Origin of the sequence: Synechococcus sp. PCC 7335 (genome assembly GCF_000155595.1) — a bacterium.
GTDB lineage: Bacteria > Cyanobacteriota > Cyanobacteriia > Phormidesmidales > Phormidesmidaceae > Phormidesmis.
This window is the reverse complement of sequence record NZ_DS989904.1, coordinates 3427980-3447534: the sequence shown is the minus strand read 5'-3', so window position 1 is coordinate 3447534 and position 19555 is coordinate 3427980. Positions and strand designations below refer to the sequence as shown.

The following is a 19555-nucleotide window of genomic DNA, read 5'->3' as shown; positions in this document are numbered from 1 at the left end:
TGCTCGTCGCAATTGCGTAATTATCTGAAGCGGTAGAAAGCTATAGAGGCCGTCTTACAATCCTTATAACTAGTATGTTACTCCTTCAGAGAAATCTCGTAACTTCGGCGCCGCTTAGAGCGTCGTTGAAGATCATCACTTCGTCTATCTTTCCATCAAATCCGCTATTGCTTTTGGGTGTAACCCCATCGTGGAAGCGTGTACCTTGATTGATACTGCCAAGACCAATACCACCAGAATGATCCCATACTTGAGAGCCCACACCGCTGCCAAACTGCTGACCGTCCAGATAACCACGTAAGGCATTCTGAGTAACTTTGCGGCCTCCATCTAGGACCAGATCAACATGGTGCCACTTGTTGGCTGATATGTTGTCGGTGCTAAGCCAGGTACCTGACCATCCGCTCTCTTGGCGGGGTGTATTCCATCCGCCAACGTAAAGCCTATCTTGGTTGATATAGATGTTTAGACCGCGTGTACTTCCCCCTTCTTCATACAGTACCTGCCGCTGATTGCCGCTAACTCTATCGGCTTTGAACCAAAGGGAAACTGTTCTTTCGCCATGTGTTCCTAGATTGATATCGCTGGAGTTTTCGAGTTTGACTGAATCGCCTTTACCATCGAATGCGATCGCGCTACCTTTTACTCCCTTTGTCCAGCGAGCATTTCCAACTAGAGCGCCTGCATTATCACGACCACTCAGTGAGGTGTCCTTGGCTGTTTTTCCTTTCCCTTCATTCAAATTTAGATAGACTACTGGTTGCTTGTTACTTGGAGTGAATGAAGGGTCGTTTACTGTAGGTGGAGTGACTACTGGCTTTGGACCATCCTTTCCAGATTCGATGGACCCGATGTCAATTCTGCTGTCACGCTGGATACCGCGCTGGTCTGTTCTGGGCGCACCTTTTGAAACACCTGCATTAATGGCCGGACTTCCTGACTTTAGCAAATGGACTAAATCTCCGTTTACTAAGGTTAAGGGCTTTAGAAGTGGATCGGCGATCCGACTGTTCTTGGTTACTTTAATCGCTCGCGTAGAAGTACTAAACTCGAGATTACCACCACCATCTTTAGCTTGAAAACCTACGTGGTCTCGGGCACGGTCTTTAGCAGTGTTAAAAGCAACAATCGAGTTTTTTAGGGTTACGTTGTGGCTCTTGTTGTACCAAAGTGCTCCATTCGCTCGGCCTGCCCGGTTGTATGCGATTGTTGAATTAGTGATGTTGACGGGCACAGAGCCGTTGTTGAGAAACATCGCGCCGCCTGCGTCGTCCAAAACCTGATTGTTTGAAAACGTGCTGTTGGTGATATTGGCAGGAAATTTTGATTCTAACCATAGTCCTCCGCCTTGCTGAGCTGCCGTATTGTCGGCAAATGTAACATTACGAATATCGAGACCTAGTTTGGCCCAGAGCCCACCTCCTTTTGCCTTTCCATTCGAATCTTTCTCGACGACGTTGCCTGCAATTACGGTATCTTCTATGATGGCGCGATCATCTTTGTAGCCTCGAGTTTGGTTGTAGCCCCATAGGTAAAGGCCACCGCCTGCTCCTTTTGCTTTATTTTCTTCGATTCGGCTGCCGCGAATAATGATTTTGCCGTCGTCAGGCAACCCAGAGTTGTATCTGCGAGCACTGACACCATCGGTGAATATCGCACCCCCTTTGTCATTCTTGGCTACATTTTTACGGAACACAGAGTCTTCAACAGTGAAAGTGACACTGCTAAGGCTATAGATTGCACCACCTAAAGAGCCAATATTGTTTTCAAAGCGGCTGCCTTCGATAATGATCTGTCCGCGCGACTCGTTATGAGCGATCGCACCCCCACTAAATCCCCTAAATTTATCTGTTAAAGTTCCATTGTTGCCCTCAAAACTGCTGTTGATGATAGTTGCCTTCGCGAGATGGCCTACTCTCAATCCACCTCCTAATTCTGAGGTATTGTTGTTAATCTTGACGTTATCTAGGACCAGAGTACTTTCGTGGCGCGTATCAATTCCACCGCCAGCACCTAGCGTTTTACCATTGGCAATTGTGAGATTTTTTAGCGTTACCTTACGCTTTTTATCGAGGAAGAAAACTCGACTCTTCTTGCTACCACTTACTGTCAGTCCAGGCGCAGCGCTGCCATCAATCACCAGATCTTTATCTAGCGTAAGCTGTCCGCTGGTTAACGCAATTGTTTTACCTCCTAGACGCTCAGCAAAACGGATGGTATCTCCGGATTTGGCCGATGCGATCGCCGCACGTAATGAGCCGTTACCTTTGTCAGCTGTAGTTGTCACCGTAATGAAGCTCATCCGAAAACCCAGTAGTTGTTATAGAGAGGACAGTCCATAGCAGTTGCTTAGACAATTCAAGTTCTTAGTCTTTGAGGTCCGTTACTCACCGCTTTAAACGACTTTAATTAGTCTTGATAGATCTTGCTGCCTTTAATCAGATAAGTGGATACGCAAAACTAGCAAGCGGTTATCGATTAACAGTCGCAACAGATACATCGCAAACCAATATCTAGAAAAACTAGCGCGTGAAGGAGAAATGGACAAGCCGATACTAGCCTGGGTCATCTCCAAATGGTTCTATCAACTTATTGCAATCTTCGAAGCTGATAGAGATAAATATCAGAAAAAGTTATCAACGCGTGAAATTGTTCAAACAATTCCTGGAATAGTCGTCTCCGTTGAGATCTTTCAAGTACCTCTTATAGCCTAAAGAGACCACCGGAAATTCAAATGGTTGAGTATTGACTTACGAGACTACTCACTTTACCTTCCTATCGTATCTCTCTGGGTCTATAGGATCTCATCATGGGACTTATAGATTCATCAATGAGTCCCATGATGAGACAAAAATAAGTGTTCTGCTTATTAGCATCTCTAATTCCCCAAGTAGGAGAGCATCGCTATTTAAGTCAAAATTTGCTTTTGAAAGGGGGACGGAGATATTCAATTGCGTATGAGCGGGCAATATAAGCTGTGGCCGCTTCGGCAGTTTCGACGGTAGGGCAGGTTTCTGGCCTACACAGGTTGCACCGATGGCCCACTCTTCCGGCGGAGCTGCGATTCTCCGAGGGTAGATAGGATATTCAGGAATGCCCTTGTCTAAAAGGATTGATAGTAGATTCTGTCTACTCCCTAGTAGTAAATGAGTTGAGAATAAGATTTAAGTAGGGAATAGGTGATTGCAAAAGTTGCTTAGACCTATGTCGCAATATCTTTTACTTGTAAAGTTAATTCTGTTGTACCTTCCGTGAAAGGGAGTTTTATCTTTGACGCTAAACCGATTTGTTGTAGCCCTTGAATGAAAAGAAAGGTAGGATCTAGGAGATACTTGATCTGCCCATCGACTTTAGTTATTCCCTGACGGGCTGACCAAGGAAAGGCATGATGACAGTTATGCCAGCCTTCGCCTAGTGTCAGGAAGGCAACAAAGCTATTGTTACGGCTATGATCGTCTGAGTGGAACGGTTGAGAGCCAAATTGGTGACAGAGCGAGTTGACTGTTGCCACTCCGTGAAAGAGAAGTGTGGTGCTAATAAAGAAGGCAGCTAAATATTCGCTTCCGCCTATAGCAAAAGACAGTAACCCAAGTGCTATGGCTGGGAATATATGAAAGCGATCGAGCAGTCGAAGCACGGTATCATTTTCTATATCAGTGGGAAGTTTGGAGGGTAGAAAGTTGCCACGAAGTAACCACTGATAGTGAGACCACCAAAAGCCTTTAGTGGAATTATGAGGATCTCTAGGTTGATCGGAAAATAGATGATGCTCATCGTGATGACCTTTCCACCAGCTAGGGCCCATCTGACCAGCAGAGCATGCAATCGCACTTCCAATCCATCTGACTAAATTATGAGCACTATACGATTTGTGAGTAAGAAGACGATGATAGATGCCTGTAATAGCCAACATCCTAATCCAGTAGAGAAAGGCAATCCATAGCCATGCACCTAAACTGAGTCCGGTGAATAGTGCCATCACCACCCCAATATGACAAGTGATGATAAAAACAGGTCCTGTCCAGTATGTGGCTAGAAGAGCCCTAGAGTAGTGCTGTTTTTGATGTTGTGACTGCTCAGAATCGGCTTGATTAGACGATGAAGACGGACGATGTAGGCTCTTTGACAGCATTAAAGTGTTCCCTTCTTAATCAGAACTACAGGGCGCATTTCTTCTGACACGCTTTGTGGTTACATTGGCGAATGACTAGTCTATCTTAAAACTACTATGGTTAAGAAATGTATAGCAGGTGTCTACACGGTGTTTGAACAATGGCTAAACATGACTGCCAAAGGCGAATGCTCGATGCTCATTTTGCCGGTATTATTCTCATATGCCGGTGGTAACAGCCGTTTGGATAAGGTCATGCAGGACTAAGAAAGCACGAAATATTTAGTCCAATTTTAGTCCTTGAAAATATATAACGGTCGAAAACTACCTGACTGCGTCAGTCGTAGCCATCTGACCGTTTGCGGTATACGCAACTAGTCAAAAGTGCTATAGCTCAATTATTGGACGTCAGGAGCAAGGTCAGATTTCAACTGGAAAGCGATTGCATCCACTGCCGCAAAGCCCGTTCCGCAGTCGCCTCACTTTCCCGCGCCGTCGCCAGAAAATCATATAGCTTAGATTTTTCTACCAAAGGAAAAGTAGGACTCACCTCCGCTTCTTGGTACTGGTCGCCTTGTAAGCAATAGATTTGCCAGACCGCGCCGTTGTATCGCCAAAACTCTGGGATAGCCATCGCCTCATAAAGCCGTAGCTTATCAATATCAGTGTGCGTAATATCAACTTCTACCACCAGATCAGGCGGTGGGTCTTTTTCGAGATCAACATTCCGCCCAGCAACCAAGGCTTGATTTCGAATGTAATAGGCATTGTCAGGCTCAGCCGAGCGCTCCAGCGCTTCACGATCTAGCGTAGTCGACCCCATTGTTTTGAGATCCATTCCAGATTCCACGGTCAACACACGAATAAACAGCTCAAGCATCCTGACTGAGAACTCGTGAATCTCAAGCGACATCGTGACTTCTAGAGTTCCTTGAGAATAGGTAAATCGAATATTTCGATCGCTCTCCAGCACTTCCCGTAGTGTTTGATATCGTTGCCAGTTGAGCGAGCGAAAGACAAGACGCTTTTCACCCACCGGTTGAGGAACGGGCTGCGAAACAATAGGTGACGCGCTTACCATATCGCTACCAGTAGATAGAAAGAACTTGTTCGTAATCGCTACCAGTAGATAGAAAGAACTTGTTCGTATTTTATTCTAAAGCGATGTAAGAGGCTCGTAAGCCATAGATTGAGTTCTTGCGTTGAGACTCATGTGTTCACCAACGAGTCCATTTAAAAAACATTTAAGACTCATCGAGAGAATGACCTGCGCTTAGCATTACGCTGTGTAGGATCGTCATAGTTTCTTCTGCCCTTGCATTCTCTACTGAATTATTGGTTTGCTGGCAATGAAACAGGAATTCTCAGTCGGAGTTGAAAAGTCCCCGACCTAAGCGAACCAGGTCGTTAGGCCACATAAATTTGATAAACGCTATATTGTATATTGACGAATTAGTCCATTAATCAAGTTGACAAATGGAAGAGCTCTTTCAAGCTGTAGTTTTTCGCTTTGCTCGCAAAGAACTTGTCAAATATATCAATAAACATATCGACCAAAAGCACATCATGCCCTTGTATGAAGAGGCTCATGCTGAATATAGAAGGAGAACTTCACTTGGAAGCTCCTGGATGAAAATACATGAAGACTTAGAGGTTTCTTTGGAAATTCCAACCCGCTTTTGTGAGTCCACGCCGAAGATTGCAATAAGAACTCATTCAGAGAAAGTTTTTGAGACAGTCGAACTATTAGTCGACGCTGAGGGCGTCTTCGATGGAATTCAGAAATACAATACAGTTGAAGAAAGACTGATTTTTCGCGACGTAGGTTTTAATTCAAGGTGTAGCCCCTTGTCTGTAGTTCCTCCTATTGATTGTTGGGCTCTTGAAAACGGCAACTTGATCTTTTCTTACCAAGCTCTTTCTATTACCATAGTTTCTTTATGCCGAGATGGAAATACTGAAGCTATTCAACAGAGAATAACGCCAATTCTTCTTTGCCGAAGTAATTACCTTGATGATTTACTTAAAGGAAACTGGCAGAAAAAGTTTGGAAAAACCTACAACATTGGCGACATCAATGAAGCAAAGGAGAAGCTACGAAGAAAAATTCATAGTGATTTAAATCCTCCTCCTAACTGGGTAACAAATGAGGAATACTTACAGAATAGTTTAATTCTAAGGAAGTATTGGAAAATCTCATCTTTTTTCAATGAAGTACGCTGTAATCTTCTACTCCAAAATAGAATTCTCTCTGCTCGCTTTTGGGTATTAGTAGCATTAGGTAGGCTCAGCGAGGATCAATACGGACGTCTTAAGTTTGATAAATACTCCTTATTTTAATTGTCGTACCTTTGTCATTGTTTGCCAGCCTTTGCCTGGATAATCTCATGCAAAGTATAAAAAGACCGACGTTCTGAGATTTAGATAACACTCAACATCTCAGAACGTCGTTTTTCTATGTACTTTGATGTTTCGCGCATCTACCACTTCTTATAAGGTAAAAACTTACCGCACATAATCACCTTCACTCGATCGCCCTTCGGATCTTCTTCTCTCTCTACATCAATCGAAAAATCAATTGCGCTCATAATTCCATCGCCAAACTTCTCATGCACCACCGCTTTCACCGGCATACCATACACCTGCATAATCTCGTAGAAGCGATAGATTAGCGGATCAGTCGGCACCAGGGGATCTAGCCCACCCTTTACCGGACACTCAGTTAGCGCTTCCGCCACATCTGGCCCTAACTCCAGCATCTCCACCATCTGACTAGCCTCCTCTTCAGAAGCACTCGCCTGCCGATAAAACACCGACGCGATCCAAACCTCGTCGAAGCCTAGCTTAGCTTCTAAATCCGCGAAGCTTAAACCTTTCTCTTTCTTCGCAGCCAGAAGCTTCTTTGTTATTTCTGGAGTCGTCATGCCAAACACCTCTTAAAGTTAGTAAATTAGTCAATTGATAGCTAGCCCGAGCGCAGCACTTAGTCTTTTAGGCCTAAAATAAATCTTCCTAGTAAGTAGTCTCAGAGTCTCTTTTAGATCCGCGATGCCTCTACCGCCTGCGTCTCTCGAAACAAATGCCGTTCCATCTCCGTTTTGAGCGCGTGATAAGCCGGATGCTGATCGATGGTTTCGCGATCGCGCGGACGCGGAAAAGGCACTTCTAAAACTTCATCAACCCTTGCCGCTGGGCCTCTAGTCATCATCACAATTCGATCAGAAAGCAACAGAGCTTCCTCAATACTGTGTGTAATCATAATCACCGTCTTGCGCTGCTGTTCCCATATTCGCTCTACCTCACTCTGCAAAAAGCCCCTAGTCAACGCATCTAGCGCCCCAAACGGCTCGTCCATCAGCAAAATTTGCGGATCGATCGCTAATGCCCGGGCAATTCCCACTCGCTGTCGCATTCCACCCGAAAGCTGGTGAGGATGCTTCTTTTCAGCACCTTCTAATCCAACCAGCTGAATATTTTCCTTGATCCGACGAGTCATCTGCTTCGATGGCAGCTTTGGATACACCGTCTCCACTGCAAAGCGAATATTCTCCTCCACGCTCATCCAAGGCATCAGCGCATAGTTCTGAAACACCATTCCTCGATCCGGGCCTGGTCCATGAATCGGCCGATTATTGAGTAGAATCTCTCCGCCAGTAATATCGGAAAGCCCTGCAATCATGTTCAACAGAGTCGACTTACCGCAGCCCGAAGGTCCAATAATCGAAACAAACGTATTCGGCTCGATGTCAATACTGATATCTTCGATAGCCGTAAAGTCTCGCGTAGTCTTGCGCGACAGCTTGCTAAAGATGTCCTGCTTTCCTTCAAACACCTTAGTCACATTGCGAATAGAAAGCTGTGCCGATGGGACTTCGGGTTCAAGAGACACGGTAGTATGAGTTGATAGATTAGCTGAACGAAGAGAATCAACAGTCCTACTCATGATTTTCGACCAAATTCAACAAATTTTTCAAGCGCAGCAAAAACGCTATCAAGAATCAAACCAACTAGACCAATAATAAAGATAGCTACCAGAATATTTGGGATGTAGAGATTGTTCCACTCGTTCCAAATAAAGTAGCCTAAACCCGTTCCCAAAAGCATCTCAGCCGCTACAATTACCAGCCATGAGATGCCCATACTAATACGTAAGCCAGAAACGATATTGGGCAGAGCCGCCGGAATGATAATCTTAAAAATTGTCCGTAGTCTAGAAGCTCCCAGCGTTTTAGAAACATCAAGATACTCAGGACTGACATTCGCCACTCCAAACGCAGTGTTAGTTAGCGTTGGCCAAATGCTAGAGATCAAGATAATGAAAATTCCAGTTATCTCCGAATCTCGAAAGATATACAGTCCTAGTGGTAACCAGGCCAGTGGAGAAACTGGCTTCAACAGCTGAACATAGGGATTAAACGCTTTGTAGGCAATCGGTGAAATGCCAATCAAAATTCCTAGTGGAACTGCAATCAAAGAAGCTAGCGTGTAACCAATGGCAACTCGTCGTAGGCTAATCAACAAATTCCAACCAATTCCTAAATCATTAGGACCATTATCAAAAAATGGGTGTGTAGACCACCACCATAGTTCTTGCAAGGTCTTTGAAGCAGTTGGCATGCCTCTAGCAAACCACTTCATATTCGCGCCAAACTCCCAGAATCCTAGAAACAAGATCAAAGAGAGAAGGAACAGTCCAATCGCTTGAACATTTTGGTTTTGCCAAAAAGTCTCTTTCTTGGCTGTGCTAAGGCTACCTATCGTTGCTTTACTTGTAGTCACGAGCTTAGACCCCCCATTACTATCGTCAGTAGATACAGCTTTGATAAAGGCGTATAGCTAGACGCCATTTTTCTCAATCTGTTCCTTGACGTACTCTCCAGGCTTCGCCGGATCGAAGGTATCAAACTCCAGCTCTTCTGTCCGATAGATATCAGAAGGTGGATTGAGCCCTACTTCCTCAGCCAGTTCTCTAGCTAGATCCGTTAGAAAAACCTCTTCACCTACTGTGTTATAGCTTTCATCGGTAATCTCTTGTGCAGCTTTGCCATCACCTTGCAAGTCCCAACGAACTAGCTGCGAAGAAATCCAGTTGGCAAAACTCTGCCAGGGATAGGGATCGAAATCGATCCGATCAGGAATATCTAGCGTATTACCTAAACCATCATCAAACTGACCCGTCAATACAGCTTCAACTACTTCAACAGGTTGATTAAGGAAAGCCCGCTCAGAGATTGCTTCTGCAATCTCTACCCGATTTGCAGGATCGCTAGCGTACCCTGCAGCTTCAATAATAGACTTGTTCAAAGCTCTAAACGTGTTGGGATTATCGTTAATCCACTGATCACTAGCTGCAAAGGCACAGCAGGGATGTCCTGGCCAAATGTCCTTTGTTAGCTTAAAGATGAATCCAGCCTCTTCATAGACAGCTCTTTGATTAAAAGGATCGGGCATGAGATAGGCGTCAATATCTCCTGCAACTAGCTGCGCAATACTATCTGGAGGCGGAACCGGACGAATCTTGACATCTACATCTGGATCGATGCCGCCAGTCGCCAGATAATAGCGAAGCAGCAGGTTGTGCATAGAATACGGGAAGGGAACCCCAATGGTAAAGCCTTTAAAGTCAGCTGGGCCGTTGACCTGGCCTTGGTACTTATTAGCGACGGTAATCGCTTGGCCGTTAATATTTTCAATGCTGGCAAGCTTGACCCCAAAAGCACCTGAACCTAGTCCTAGCGTCATCGCAATCGGCATCGGCGCTAGCATGTGATAGGCATCAAGTTCACCGGCGATCGCACTATCTCTAACTGCCCCCCAGCTAGGCATTTTTACCACTTCCGCATTGAAACCATATTTTTGATAAAAACCCAACGGCTCCGACATAATGATCGGCGTTGCACAGGTAATCGGAATAAAGCCAATCTTTAGATCAGTTTTCTCCAAGCCAGAAGTATCCACGGGTTCAGCATCATCATTAGCTACCGGATCAGGGTCCTCAGGGCTAGCGCAGTTAGTCAAAGTCACCATTGCCGCACCAATAGCCACATTGCGCAAAAACTCTCTACGAGTTGCACTACTCGTGCGAACAGTGTCCGCAAAGAACAATCCAGCCTGTGGTCCAAAAGCAGCCGCAAAGGCATTTTCGATGCCACCTGCCTGCTGCGCGAGCGCCAGCACTAGCTTTTCCCGCTTCAGACTTCCTTTGCCTGCCGACTTTAATAGCAGTGCTTTGCGCAGCTCATAGGTATTCAGTTTGTCCGCTACATTGAGCTGCTGATCTTTATAGAGACCCATCCTTACTAGATCATCCACCATATCCAAAGGATCGGTGGGCATCGTTTGCATGAACTCCCAGTGGCTCGTAGATAAGTGAGTCTCGCCACAGACGCTACAGCTAGAAGACCCGTCAGAGAGACCATTTGTCAAAAGACTACCGCGATTTAGACTATGTAATGTTTGTTGTGTATGAGACAAAGCCATAAGTTGATTTACCTGAGACAAGCGAAAGCTAGCCTTTCAGGTCTGTTATTCTTCAATTGATGAGAGTAATATATAGGTCAAAAGCAGAAACAAAATAGGACGATATCGGTATAAAAATAGGACTTTTTCATGGGCTCTCAAACGCATTTGAACCTTTATGTCGCCGTTGTTACTAAATCAGTCTCTAAGTTGTAACAACTGTCACAACTTCAGCTGTGACATCTCAGGCTAGATGCTATAGATGACTTCGCCAGGCTTTAGGTGTCATCCCATGCAGTTTTCTAAATTGCCGAGTAAAGTATCCAGGATCGCCGTACCCACTCTCTTCCGCAATCTGTTTAATCGAGTGCGCAGTATTTTTCAGCATCTGACGAGCTTGTGTCATTCGTCGTTCAGTTATCCAATTTTTCACCGTTTTGCCCGTGTGACTTTGGGCCAGACTCGTCAAGTAGGCAGGTGTGTATCCTGCGGCCCGGGCAACATCGCTCAGATTGATGGGTTGCTGATAGTGGCTGTCGATGAATTCAAAAACAGGTAGAAGTTTAGGACAATCAGGGAATATGCTAGAGAACCGAGAAGGTCTCATAGCAGTTGACTCACTACCAAAAGGGCTTTGTTTAATCTCGCTATTGCGAATCTCTTCACTGCGCTGAAGTCTTGTAGCGATCGCGCTCAAAAACTGTTCGACTGTGCAGGGCTTCGTTAAATAATCATCCGCTCCTAGCGCCATCCCCTGACGCAAGTCGGTCATTGTCACCTTCGCAGTTAAAAAGATGAACGGAATCGACAGCAAGAACTCATGCTTTCTTAGCGCAGTAAGTACGCCATAGCCGTCCATAGCTGGCATCATAATATCGCACACGATCAGATCGGGCACCTGCTGGATCGCTAGCTCAATTCCAGTTTCTCCATCTTTGGCCCCGATCGCATTAAAATTTTCAAAGGCCAAACAGCGCAAAAAGATCTCTCTAGTTTCATCTTCATCTTCGATCACAAGAATGCTAGCGCTCATGCCTTCCACCTACGTCAACCTCGCTGTTAGAAGCCGCCCAATCTAACCAGAGATATCGCGTAACTCCTGTATCTATACTTCTATCTCTATATAGATCTCCGTCTGCGTAGTCTGTGGTGTAACTCATCACAGTATCGTTCGCACTTGTGATACCAATTCAGTAATCAAATCCCAAAAACTAATCTATGCCCAATAACTCAGAACAGACTGAGCTAGTCACACTCAGACGCCAGTATCAGCTTATTCTCAATTCAGTCGGCGAAGGGGTCTACGGCCTTGACCTAGAGGGCAATGTCACCTTCGTAAACCCTGCCGCCGCAGCCATGATCGATTGGGATATAGAAGATCTCATCGGGCAGTCAATGCACCGCGTTTTACACCACTCGTATCTTGACGGTACTCATTATCACCGAGAAAGCTGCCCTATCTATGCTGCCTTACACGATGGCAGTACCCACCGCGTCACCAACGAAGTCTTCTGGCGCAAAGACGGTACCAACTTTCCAGTGGAATATATCAGCACCCCCATGCGCGATGAGCAAAAGCAGGTGATCGGAGCAGTCGTTACCTTTCGTGATATTACCCAGCGAAAATGGGCTGAAACTGTCTTGCAGCAAACCAACGAGGATCTAGAAGAGAAAGTGCGATCGCGCGCGGCTGAGCTATACACCGCCAATGCCCACCTACGAGAACTCAGCGCCTTAAAATCTCGCTTTGTTTCAATGGTCTGCCACGAATTTCGCAACCCATTGAACAACATTGCTCTATCCGTCTCTTCCTTGGGTCGCTACGATGAGAAACTGACTCAGACCCAAAAGCAAAAATACCTGCTAGGCATTGCTACCAACGTCGAGCGCATGACCCACATGATTGACGATATTTTGGTTCTCGGTAAGCTTGAAGCCAAGCGGCTCTCACTGAGCCCGCGACCAATTGACCTAGCAGACTTCTGCCACCAGCTACTACTAGAGATTCAGCCTAATAACAGACGACTAGAATTCACCGGCAGGTTTAGATCTTTGGTAGCCGAAATAGATCAAACGCTATTGCGCTCTATCTTGACGAACATTCTATCCAATGCAATTCGCTACAGCAGCGCTGGCAGCCTAGTTCAGCTATCGCTCTATCAGCGAAAGCATCAGGCTATCTTTCAAATCAAAGATCAGGGGCTTGGCATCTTGCCAGAAGACTATCCCTATCTCTTTGAGCCTTTCCATCGCGGCAGAAACGTCAGTAATATTCCAGGTACAGGGCTAGGGCTTAGTATTGTCAAACAGTTCGTTGCCCTACAGCAAGGAGATATCAAAGTAGAAAGCCAGCCCGGTATCGGCACCACCTTTAAGATCAGATTGCCACTATCCCCTCAAAAATCTTAAAACCTGCTACTAACTTAACCATGAGCTAATTATTCAGCCTCCCATCAAAAGTCCTATTTCTTCAAAAGATAGTCCTACGGTCACAGCTAGGTGACCTGCATAATATAGATCTGCACAAGTAAGAAATTAGGCCAGCCTGAACAAAAATCTTCCGCCATGTCATCTCCAAAACTCGTACCACCCTTCACTCTAGATATCGCCACAAAGAAAGTGAGAATGGCTGAAAACGCCTGGAACAGCCGAGATCCAAAGCGAGTATCAATGGCTTACTCTGAAGATAGCCATTGGCGTAACCGTGCCGAAATCATCCAAGGTAGAGAAGCCATCCGCGCTTTCCTAGAGCGCAAATGGAACAAAGAATTAGACTATCGCCTCGTCAAAGAGCTTTGGGCCTATGGAGAAAACCGAATTGCCGTTCGCTTTCAATACGAATGGCATGATGACTCTGGTCAATGGTATCGAGCCTATGGTAACGAAAACTGGGAATTTGACGCAGAAGGCTTAATGGCCCGTAGAGAAGCTAGCATTAATGACTTGCCTATTCAGGAAACCGATCGCCGTTTTCACTGGCCCGCTTCTGAACCTAGACCCAACGACCATCCTGGCCTGATTAACTCTCCTGTTTGAGTAAAGATATCAGAGCTGAGTAGCCAAATCCTATGCAGTTGCCGTCGAGCAACCTTCACTTACCCAACATAGCGTCGAGACGTAATCAAGCTCTTTCCGTTATGAGACTTCCAATTCACTCACGAAACTGTGAGGAATCAAGCAGTGCACAGACGTATACGCACAGAGCAGACTGCGCCTATGTATAGCAATGGCCGGATGCATACTCTGCGAGAAGGCAAAGCCTACGGCCATTATTGACCACTTAGCTCTATATGCATCAGGAGTTTCAGCCCTAGAAAATGTATAGAGCAATGTATAGAGCTAAGTGGCAAAAGCTATACAGTTGCTATACCTTTGCTTGGTATGACGAAGACTGTAGCTTTTCATAGTGTAGTTTTCATAGTGTAGTAAGTATGCAAAAAGCTATAGCCTTGCTCTGTACAGCGAATCTACTTTCGCCTATCTGCTTACAAAGACTGTAAGAACCTTACCAGCGCAGTTCGATCCTCTCTCGGCATTTTCTCGAATGCCACCTTTGAAGCCTCGGCCTCGCCACCGTGCCAAAGGATCGCCTCTTCAAAACTACGTGCGCGGCCATCGTGTAAATAGCCAGAATAGGGCAGAACTGTCTGGGCCAGTCCAATACCCCATAGCGAAGGCGTTCGCCATTCCTGACCATCTGCTTCAAAATCGGGGCGGTTGTCAGCTAGCTGCTCACCCATATTATGCAAAAGCAAGTCGGTATAAGGGTGAATTAACTGGTTCTCTAACGACGGATACTTATGCCTGCCTGTTTTAAAACTTGAAACATGACAAGCCTGACAGCTCGCATCGTTGAACAATTGCTCACCGCGCTGAACCTGAAGATCGGCTATAGCTGCCCTAGTAGGAACCGCCAGCGTTTGCGCATAGGCCGCTGACGCAATTAGCGTCGCATCATCAACTTCTACCGAGCCATCTGCTGCTGGAAAAAAGGAGCTGTGGATACCCATATCATTCAAGTAGGCATCGGCGCTCTGCTGCAACAGCGTCGGACTGTTTGCTTTCCAGCCAAAGCGACCCAAAGCAATCTCTCCTTTCTGCACATCCCAGACATAGTTAAGTCGTCCCGAAATCCCATCGCCATTGGCATCGTTTACATCGCTCAAAGCCAGTAAATCCTCCTGAGGAATCGCCTCTAATAAACCTAGACCGTAGACATGAGGTGGCAGACGCGGCGAAATTAGAACGCCTTCTGGCAAAGGTTCACCATCAGCTAGCGTGACATTGAACTTAGGCGATCGCAGCTCGTACTTCTCCCCGTCTGCGTAGGTACCAACTGATGTTTCCCAGTTAATTTCCACAGTGGCTTCAGGCTGCGAACCAACAACGCTAAAATCCTGAATTTGTTTTCCTATTCCCCATACCGGCGGCGCATTATCGTAAAATTCTGCATCGGTTAAATCTTCTACATCTACCGAATTAGGATCGCTCACCCTTAACAGTAGCTGCCCTGGTTCAGGCATGCCGCGTCCGTTACGAATATGACAGCTTACGCAAGAGGTATTGTTAAAGACGGGTCCTAGTCCAGAATTTCGCAGTCCCGGTGTCAGCACAAACGCTTCTTCAAACGCCTCGTCTCCTAGCTCATGATCGATCACGCCCTGCGCAGTCAGGATTGGGACCACTTCTTCATAGGCGCTAGATGTACGATTGTAAACAGTTGCCTCACCTGCAGAAGCGATCGCGCTTGCCGCAGGCAACTGCTGCGCAGTAACCGCGGTTGAAAGTAGCACTCCGGTAAAAGATGCTGTGATCGCGCTCCCCAAAAACGGCAAAGTCAGTTGCCAACGCTGCAGAAATGTATCAAAAGACCGAAAAAGAGCACCCCAGAACTGAGAGAGTTTCATCATCAACAAAGTTAAGAAAACAGCAAGATGAACCAATAAAGCGCTTCGGCAGCAGAAGTTCTACTGAATGCTTTTATCGAAAAGCAATCGTCTGAATTTGAACCAAAGGCAGCATATTTTGTTCTAAACGTGATTTGACGGCAGTCAAAGCTAGTTGAGCGTGGCTCAAAGCCTCTATATCAACAGGATTAATGGCTGCCTCTTCTAGTTGCTCTAACGTAACTTCAAGACTTTGCCTAATTTGGCGATCGATTTCCTGATCTTCAGCTTCGACCCACTGACCGATGCCGCCTGCGCGCTTAAACTCTTTCTGTTCTTTCTCTGTTCTCACCAGTTGAACAGACTTGACAGCCAATCTTTCAGTCGCACCTTCATAGGCGATCTGAATACCTTGGACAGTGCTGATCAATAGCTGTAAAGCAATTCTTCCAGACGAACCGTTAAGCTGTTCAGAGGTTTCTAGGAGGGAAGGAATGATTTCACTCACAGTTTTATCTAGAGCGTTGATTGCGCTGCGAACAATCTCTTCTGTTCCAGATTCCACTGTCATGTAGGCACCGTTGTCAGGCTGACCTGCTGTGGCTAGCAACGTATCGTATGCGGCGTACCCATTCCACCCGACTTGCCAAGCGCTCAGCAACTCCGACGAAACATTGGCAGCCGTCACTGCCAACCGGCGCAGATACTGTCGCTCTCGCACCGAAAAATCACTTGCAATCTTATTTCTCTCATCTCCATATAGGAGATAGGCCATTGCCTCAAAGCCCTGTAGAGAGGGCTGCAAAGTCACCGATTCCAAATCGATTGTCCCCTTTGCCTTTGGGATATCTGCTAGCAGCCCATCAATCCCCGCCTGATCCAAAGGGAAATCAAGTGCAACGCTATGCCCTAAAGAATGCACTGGACCAAATGCAACTGCCTGACTACGCGCCCAAGCAGAGGCAGCTTCTAGCCAGGCAGCCCGGAAGATTTCTAGCGACGCTTCACTCGGCGCTTGCTCAAAGGTTTGGCCGGCAACGGCTAGTTGCCTAGTTCGCTCCGCTAGCGATCGGTAAACCGGCAAAATCACCGCCGCAGAAAACTGCTGGTTTAGACGCTTCACTTCACCAGAAGCCAATTGACTTGAATCAGCCCCTAACGCCTTATGTACCAGCTCACCCAACCCACCAGTAGACTTCTGGACATTCTCGAAAGCAGTGACTTCTTGCGAAGCTCCTCCTATCCCGGCTGAGATTAAACAAATACTAGCTGAGATTAAAAAAAGAAAGAACTTTGTAAAAGCAGATCTGACAAGACCTGCGAAAAATCGTTCAATAGGCATTCGACGCTATAGATAGATACACGCTGTATTCAAAACAGTCTATGTAAAGAAAAGCACTATAGCTATTATTTAAAAGTAAAGCTTACTTAGATAATTCTAAGCTGAGAAATCTCACCCACGCTCCCAAATCCTTCTCCGCTCTCATTTCACGCTATCGAAAAATTACAACTTACAAAAACTGACACATCGTATCGCTGTATACCTTGTAAGGCTTTACCCCTCTTAAAGTCTCTACTAACTGGCCCTTTTGAAAAAACATCACTGACGGCATTCCCTTCAGTCCAAATCGTTTAGCCACCTGCCGATTACTATCAAAATCCAGCTTTACCACCGTAGCCTGATCGCCATACTCTTCCGCTAACTGATCGATTAATGGTGACACCAGCTTACAAGGTCCACACCAGGATGCTATACAGTCGACCACCAGCAAAGACTCCTTCTCAATTAGCCTATCTAAAGCCACCTCGTCTTTAATAAAACTAGCTGACCCGGTTTCTTCCCGCCCTAGCTGAACGAGATCGTTTGTCACTTCAGCCGCAGAGCGATTGCCGTTGATCATGTGGAGACGCGATCGCTCTTGATAATAGTCCAACAAAGCTGAGCTATGTTCTTTGTAATCCATAATTCGCTCACGGATACTCGATACCGACTCTCCAGCCTCTTTCCTAGGCAGCAGCCGATTGATTAAAATTCCAGTCGACGCCATGATGTAGGCCACTTCTGTCTCAGCCAAGCCAAACTTGGATATCATCTCGTCAAAAGCTTTCGCCTCCGAAAGCGTTCGAGGAAATCCCTCTAGCACAAATCCATTAAGCATCACATCTGGCTGCTCAAACCTCCGACGCAGTCTCCCTAAATTCTCCTCAAGATCACTCCCATCTAGAAGACTATCCGCTGAGATACAGGGAACTTGCCAGCGCTCAGAGAGGGTGACCGCTTGCGCTCCTACATCCGTACCCGGTGGCCCTAAAAGAATCAGCTGCAAAGAGTCCATGATACCTACAGTAGTTGCTATCAACGTTTGCTATACAATATTCAAGCCTTGCGTAAAAGCTAGGCGATTACGCACTCGCTCTTACCTACATGACTCCCCTTACCTGCGCAACGCTTCTCTCGAATCATCCACAAGCGTGGCAATCAGCAACAGTCCATCCCTTCTTGCAAAACTGCCAGCAGGGGACCATCACACCCAATCAGTTTAATACCTGGCTCGTTCAGGACTATCTGTTTGTTACAGAATTTACCCGCATGGCCGCCCAGCTCCTCGCCGCTGCGCCCGTTCCCCATTTTGACACTCTCCTTAGTGGCCTAACAGCCATCAAAGACGAACTACTATGGTTTCAGGCCAAGGCTACCGAGCGATCGCTCTCATTATCTGTTGCCCGTCAGCCTACTTGTCAGACTTATTGTCAGTTCATGCGATCGCAAGCTACCCAGCCCTACGCTATCCAAGCTGTCACCTTTTGGGCGATCGAGCTTGCCTACAACCAGGGCTGGCAGACTCATCGCCCCATGCCCGAACCTTATACCGAGTTCGCCGATCGCTGGGGCAGTCCCGACTTTACTAAATACGTCAGACTGCTCGAACAGCAAGCCGATAGTGCGTTAGCCGCTGCTAGCCCAACAGAACAAGAGCAAGCAGAACAGAACTTCTTGAAGGTTGCTAAGCTCGAAGAAGACTTTTGGCAGATGGCCTTCTCCACCGATGGTTAGAAAACTCAAACCCTTCACATCCTTGGGCGTATCTCTCAGTTACCTAAAGGGGAATATCCCATCACAAACCATAATATTTTCGATTAGCCGATCTACTCTTCCTATCAGCGAGCACAAATACACCGTCTATCTGCTGAAAAAGAAACTTAATACTCTTTATAGCCTTAGATAGATTCTACTTCTTCTACGAAAAGACAATATTTTTCTAGAAGGGCTTAAGAAATACAAGACTTCTAGGCGCTTCACCAAAGTAGATTTCTTTAGTAGTTAGTACTCATCAAACTGAGAAGGAGAAGACACATTATGGCGATTGTACGATGGGATCCTTTTAGGGAAGTAATGTCTTTGCAGCGCGAGATGAATCGTCTGTTTGACGATATCTCTGCCCATGAAAATAATCAATCTTCTATGTCCGGCCGCTCTATGGGCTCTATGGGTATGTTGCCCCTAGCAGAAATGGAAGAAAGCGAAGATAAGATCCATCTGAAGCTAGAAGTACCCGGTATGAATGCAGACGACATTGATATTCGAGTAACCAAAGAAGCGGTCATGATTAGTGGCGAACGCAAGACCGAATCAACCTCCGAAAAGGACGGCCAGCGTCGCTCTGAATTTCGCTACGGTAGCTTTAGCCGCAGTATTCCTCTACCAGAGCCTGTAGATAACAGCAATGTACAGGCAGAATACAAAGATGGCATTCTCATGCTAGACCTACCTAAGATAGAAGACACTTCTAACAAAGCGGTCAAAGTCAGCCTCAATGGACGCTCTAGTAATACTCAGCAAATATCATCGGCTTCTAACCAGGGCAACTCTGATGCTGTAGGCCAGGCCCAGACAGAAGAACAGACAGCATAGTGAGTGTTAGGACGCCGCCAGGAGGTTATCAAGACCGCCTATCGGCTAAAATCCAGTTTCAGCGGCCTACTTCATATCCGCTTCCTCACCCAGCTCTCTAGTCTGTGCGGACTAGACGGCTCCGCACAGACGCCAATCTTCAATAGACAAACCTGTATAAAAAGTGATGAAACTTAGTTTCTTGGA

At 46.2% G+C, this 19555-nt stretch carries 17 protein-coding genes; 6 read left to right on the top strand and 11 right to left on the bottom strand.

Features of this window, described 5'->3' with window-relative positions; translation table 11 throughout:
• Nucleotides 1-85: 85 nt before the first annotated feature.
• Together S7335_RS14705 and S7335_RS14700 are read right to left on the bottom strand one after the other, a co-directional pair.
• The gene (locus S7335_RS14705; protein WP_050765900.1) at nt 86-2302 is read right to left on the bottom strand and encodes a LamG-like jellyroll fold domain-containing protein; all 2217 of its coding nucleotides are present in this window, start codon (nt 2300-2302) and stop codon (nt 86-88) included.
• 900 nt (nt 2303-3202) lie between these two features.
• Nucleotides 3203-4132, bottom strand: a complete 930-nt coding sequence (locus S7335_RS14700; protein ID WP_006455660.1) for an acyl-CoA desaturase — start codon at nt 4130-4132, stop codon at nt 3203-3205.
• A 96-nt stretch (nt 4133-4228) separates the two neighbouring features.
• Between S7335_RS14700 and S7335_RS27840 the strand changes: the two genes are divergently transcribed.
• On the top strand, nt 4229-4378 hold the full coding sequence (locus S7335_RS27840; RefSeq protein WP_157620257.1) for a hypothetical protein: 150 nt from the start codon (nt 4229-4231) through the stop codon (nt 4376-4378).
• 160 nt (nt 4379-4538) lie between these two features.
• Here the strand turns inward: S7335_RS27840 and S7335_RS14695 are convergent, their stop codons facing one another.
• A complete protein-coding gene (locus S7335_RS14695) occupies nt 4539-5192 on the bottom strand; it encodes a Uma2 family endonuclease (protein ID WP_006454189.1) in 654 nt (217 codons plus the stop codon).
• Nucleotides 5193-5587: 395 nt separating this feature from the next.
• Between S7335_RS14695 and S7335_RS14690 the strand changes: the two genes are divergently transcribed.
• A complete protein-coding gene (locus S7335_RS14690; RefSeq protein ID WP_006454944.1) occupies nt 5588-6451 on the top strand; it encodes a hypothetical protein in 864 nt (287 codons plus the stop codon).
• Nucleotides 6452-6591: 140 nt separating this feature from the next.
• On the opposite strand, the gene cynS is transcribed toward S7335_RS14690, so the two are convergent.
• The 5 genes from cynS to S7335_RS14665 all read right to left on the bottom strand — a co-directional run bounded on the left by cynS (nt 6592) and on the right by S7335_RS14665 (nt 11603).
• Nucleotides 6592-7035 (bottom strand): cyanase, encoded by a 444-nt coding sequence (gene cynS / locus S7335_RS14685; RefSeq protein ID WP_006456430.1) that lies wholly within the window; start codon nt 7033-7035, stop codon nt 6592-6594.
• A 113-nt stretch (nt 7036-7148) separates the two neighbouring features.
• Nucleotides 7149-8000, bottom strand: a complete 852-nt coding sequence (locus S7335_RS14680; protein WP_006453751.1) for an ABC transporter ATP-binding protein — start codon at nt 7998-8000, stop codon at nt 7149-7151.
• A 50-nt stretch (nt 8001-8050) separates the two neighbouring features.
• Complete coding sequence (gene ntrB / locus S7335_RS14675; RefSeq protein ID WP_006455019.1) at nt 8051-8890, bottom strand: nitrate ABC transporter permease; 840 nt, start codon at nt 8888-8890, stop codon at nt 8051-8053.
• 57 nt (nt 8891-8947) lie between these two features.
• Nucleotides 8948-10591 (bottom strand): ABC transporter substrate-binding protein, encoded by a 1644-nt coding sequence (locus S7335_RS14670; RefSeq protein ID WP_038016289.1) that lies wholly within the window; start codon nt 10589-10591, stop codon nt 8948-8950.
• A 235-nt stretch (nt 10592-10826) separates the two neighbouring features.
• Nucleotides 10827-11603 (bottom strand): helix-turn-helix domain-containing protein, encoded by a 777-nt coding sequence (locus S7335_RS14665; RefSeq protein ID WP_006453972.1) that lies wholly within the window; start codon nt 11601-11603, stop codon nt 10827-10829.
• Between the two features lie 185 nt (nt 11604-11788).
• Here S7335_RS14665 and S7335_RS14660 point away from each other — a divergent pair, with 185 nt between their 5' ends.
• Both S7335_RS14660 and S7335_RS14655 read left to right on the top strand, forming a co-directional pair.
• Nucleotides 11789-12979: an ATP-binding protein gene (locus tag S7335_RS14660; RefSeq protein ID WP_006453610.1), complete on the top strand. Its 1191-nt coding sequence runs from the start codon at nt 11789-11791 to the stop codon at nt 12977-12979.
• A 156-nt stretch (nt 12980-13135) separates the two neighbouring features.
• Complete coding sequence (locus tag S7335_RS14655; protein WP_038016286.1) at nt 13136-13606, top strand: nuclear transport factor 2 family protein; 471 nt, start codon at nt 13136-13138, stop codon at nt 13604-13606.
• A 449-nt stretch (nt 13607-14055) separates the two neighbouring features.
• On the opposite strand, the gene S7335_RS14650 is transcribed toward S7335_RS14655, so the two are convergent.
• From S7335_RS14650 to S7335_RS26045, 3 genes are all read right to left on the bottom strand, one after another.
• Complete coding sequence (locus S7335_RS14650; protein WP_227500004.1) at nt 14056-15480, bottom strand: di-heme oxidoredictase family protein; 1425 nt, start codon at nt 15478-15480, stop codon at nt 14056-14058.
• Nucleotides 15481-15550: 70 nt separating this feature from the next.
• Entirely contained in the window at nt 15551-16798 is a 1248-nt protein-coding gene (locus S7335_RS14645; RefSeq protein WP_006456657.1) for an imelysin family protein, read from the bottom strand.
• 169 nt (nt 16799-16967) lie between these two features.
• A complete protein-coding gene (locus tag S7335_RS26045; protein ID WP_006456434.1) occupies nt 16968-17792 on the bottom strand; it encodes a nucleoside monophosphate kinase in 825 nt (274 codons plus the stop codon).
• Nucleotides 17793-17881: 89 nt separating this feature from the next.
• On the opposite strand from S7335_RS26045, the gene S7335_RS14635 reads away from it, so the two are divergent.
• Together S7335_RS14635 and S7335_RS14630 are read left to right on the top strand one after the other, a co-directional pair.
• On the top strand, nt 17882-18511 hold the full coding sequence (locus S7335_RS14635) for a TenA family transcriptional regulator (RefSeq protein WP_006456597.1): 630 nt from the start codon (nt 17882-17884) through the stop codon (nt 18509-18511).
• A 303-nt stretch (nt 18512-18814) separates the two neighbouring features.
• Entirely contained in the window at nt 18815-19369 is a 555-nt protein-coding gene (locus S7335_RS14630; protein ID WP_006453726.1) for an Hsp20/alpha crystallin family protein, read from the top strand.
• The last annotated feature ends 186 nt before the right edge of the window (nt 19370-19555 follow it).

Excerpts from the sequence above, each read along its gene's own strand:
- S7335_RS14705 (WP_050765900.1), bottom strand. The coding sequence starts at position 2,302 with ATGAGCTTCATTACGGTGACAACTACAGCTGACAAAGGTAACGGCTCA.
- S7335_RS14700 (WP_006455660.1), bottom strand. The coding sequence starts at position 4,132 with ATGCTGTCAAAGAGCCTACATCGTCCGTCTTCATCGTCTAATCAAGCC.
- S7335_RS27840 (WP_157620257.1), top strand. The coding sequence starts at position 4,229 with ATGGTTAAGAAATGTATAGCAGGTGTCTACACGGTGTTTGAACAATGG.
- S7335_RS14695 (WP_006454189.1), bottom strand. The coding sequence starts at position 5,192 with ATGGTAAGCGCGTCACCTATTGTTTCGCAGCCCGTTCCTCAACCGGTG.
- S7335_RS14690 (WP_006454944.1), top strand. The coding sequence starts at position 5,588 with ATGGAAGAGCTCTTTCAAGCTGTAGTTTTTCGCTTTGCTCGCAAAGAA.
- cynS (WP_006456430.1), bottom strand. The coding sequence starts at position 7,035 with ATGACGACTCCAGAAATAACAAAGAAGCTTCTGGCTGCGAAGAAAGAG.
- S7335_RS14670 (WP_038016289.1), bottom strand. The coding sequence starts at position 10,591 with ATGGCTTTGTCTCATACACAACAAACATTACATAGTCTAAATCGCGGT.
- S7335_RS14665 (WP_006453972.1), bottom strand. The coding sequence starts at position 11,603 with ATGAGCGCTAGCATTCTTGTGATCGAAGATGAAGATGAAACTAGAGAG.
- S7335_RS14660 (WP_006453610.1), top strand. The coding sequence starts at position 11,789 with ATGCCCAATAACTCAGAACAGACTGAGCTAGTCACACTCAGACGCCAG.
- S7335_RS14655 (WP_038016286.1), top strand. The coding sequence starts at position 13,136 with ATGTCATCTCCAAAACTCGTACCACCCTTCACTCTAGATATCGCCACA.
- S7335_RS14650 (WP_227500004.1), bottom strand. The coding sequence starts at position 15,480 with ATGATGAAACTCTCTCAGTTCTGGGGTGCTCTTTTTCGGTCTTTTGAT.
- S7335_RS14645 (WP_006456657.1), bottom strand. The coding sequence starts at position 16,798 with ATGCCTATTGAACGATTTTTCGCAGGTCTTGTCAGATCTGCTTTTACA.
- S7335_RS26045 (WP_006456434.1), bottom strand. The coding sequence starts at position 17,792 with ATGGACTCTTTGCAGCTGATTCTTTTAGGGCCACCGGGTACGGATGTA.
- S7335_RS14635 (WP_006456597.1), top strand. The coding sequence starts at position 17,882 with ATGACTCCCCTTACCTGCGCAACGCTTCTCTCGAATCATCCACAAGCG.
- S7335_RS14630 (WP_006453726.1), top strand. The coding sequence starts at position 18,815 with ATGGCGATTGTACGATGGGATCCTTTTAGGGAAGTAATGTCTTTGCAG.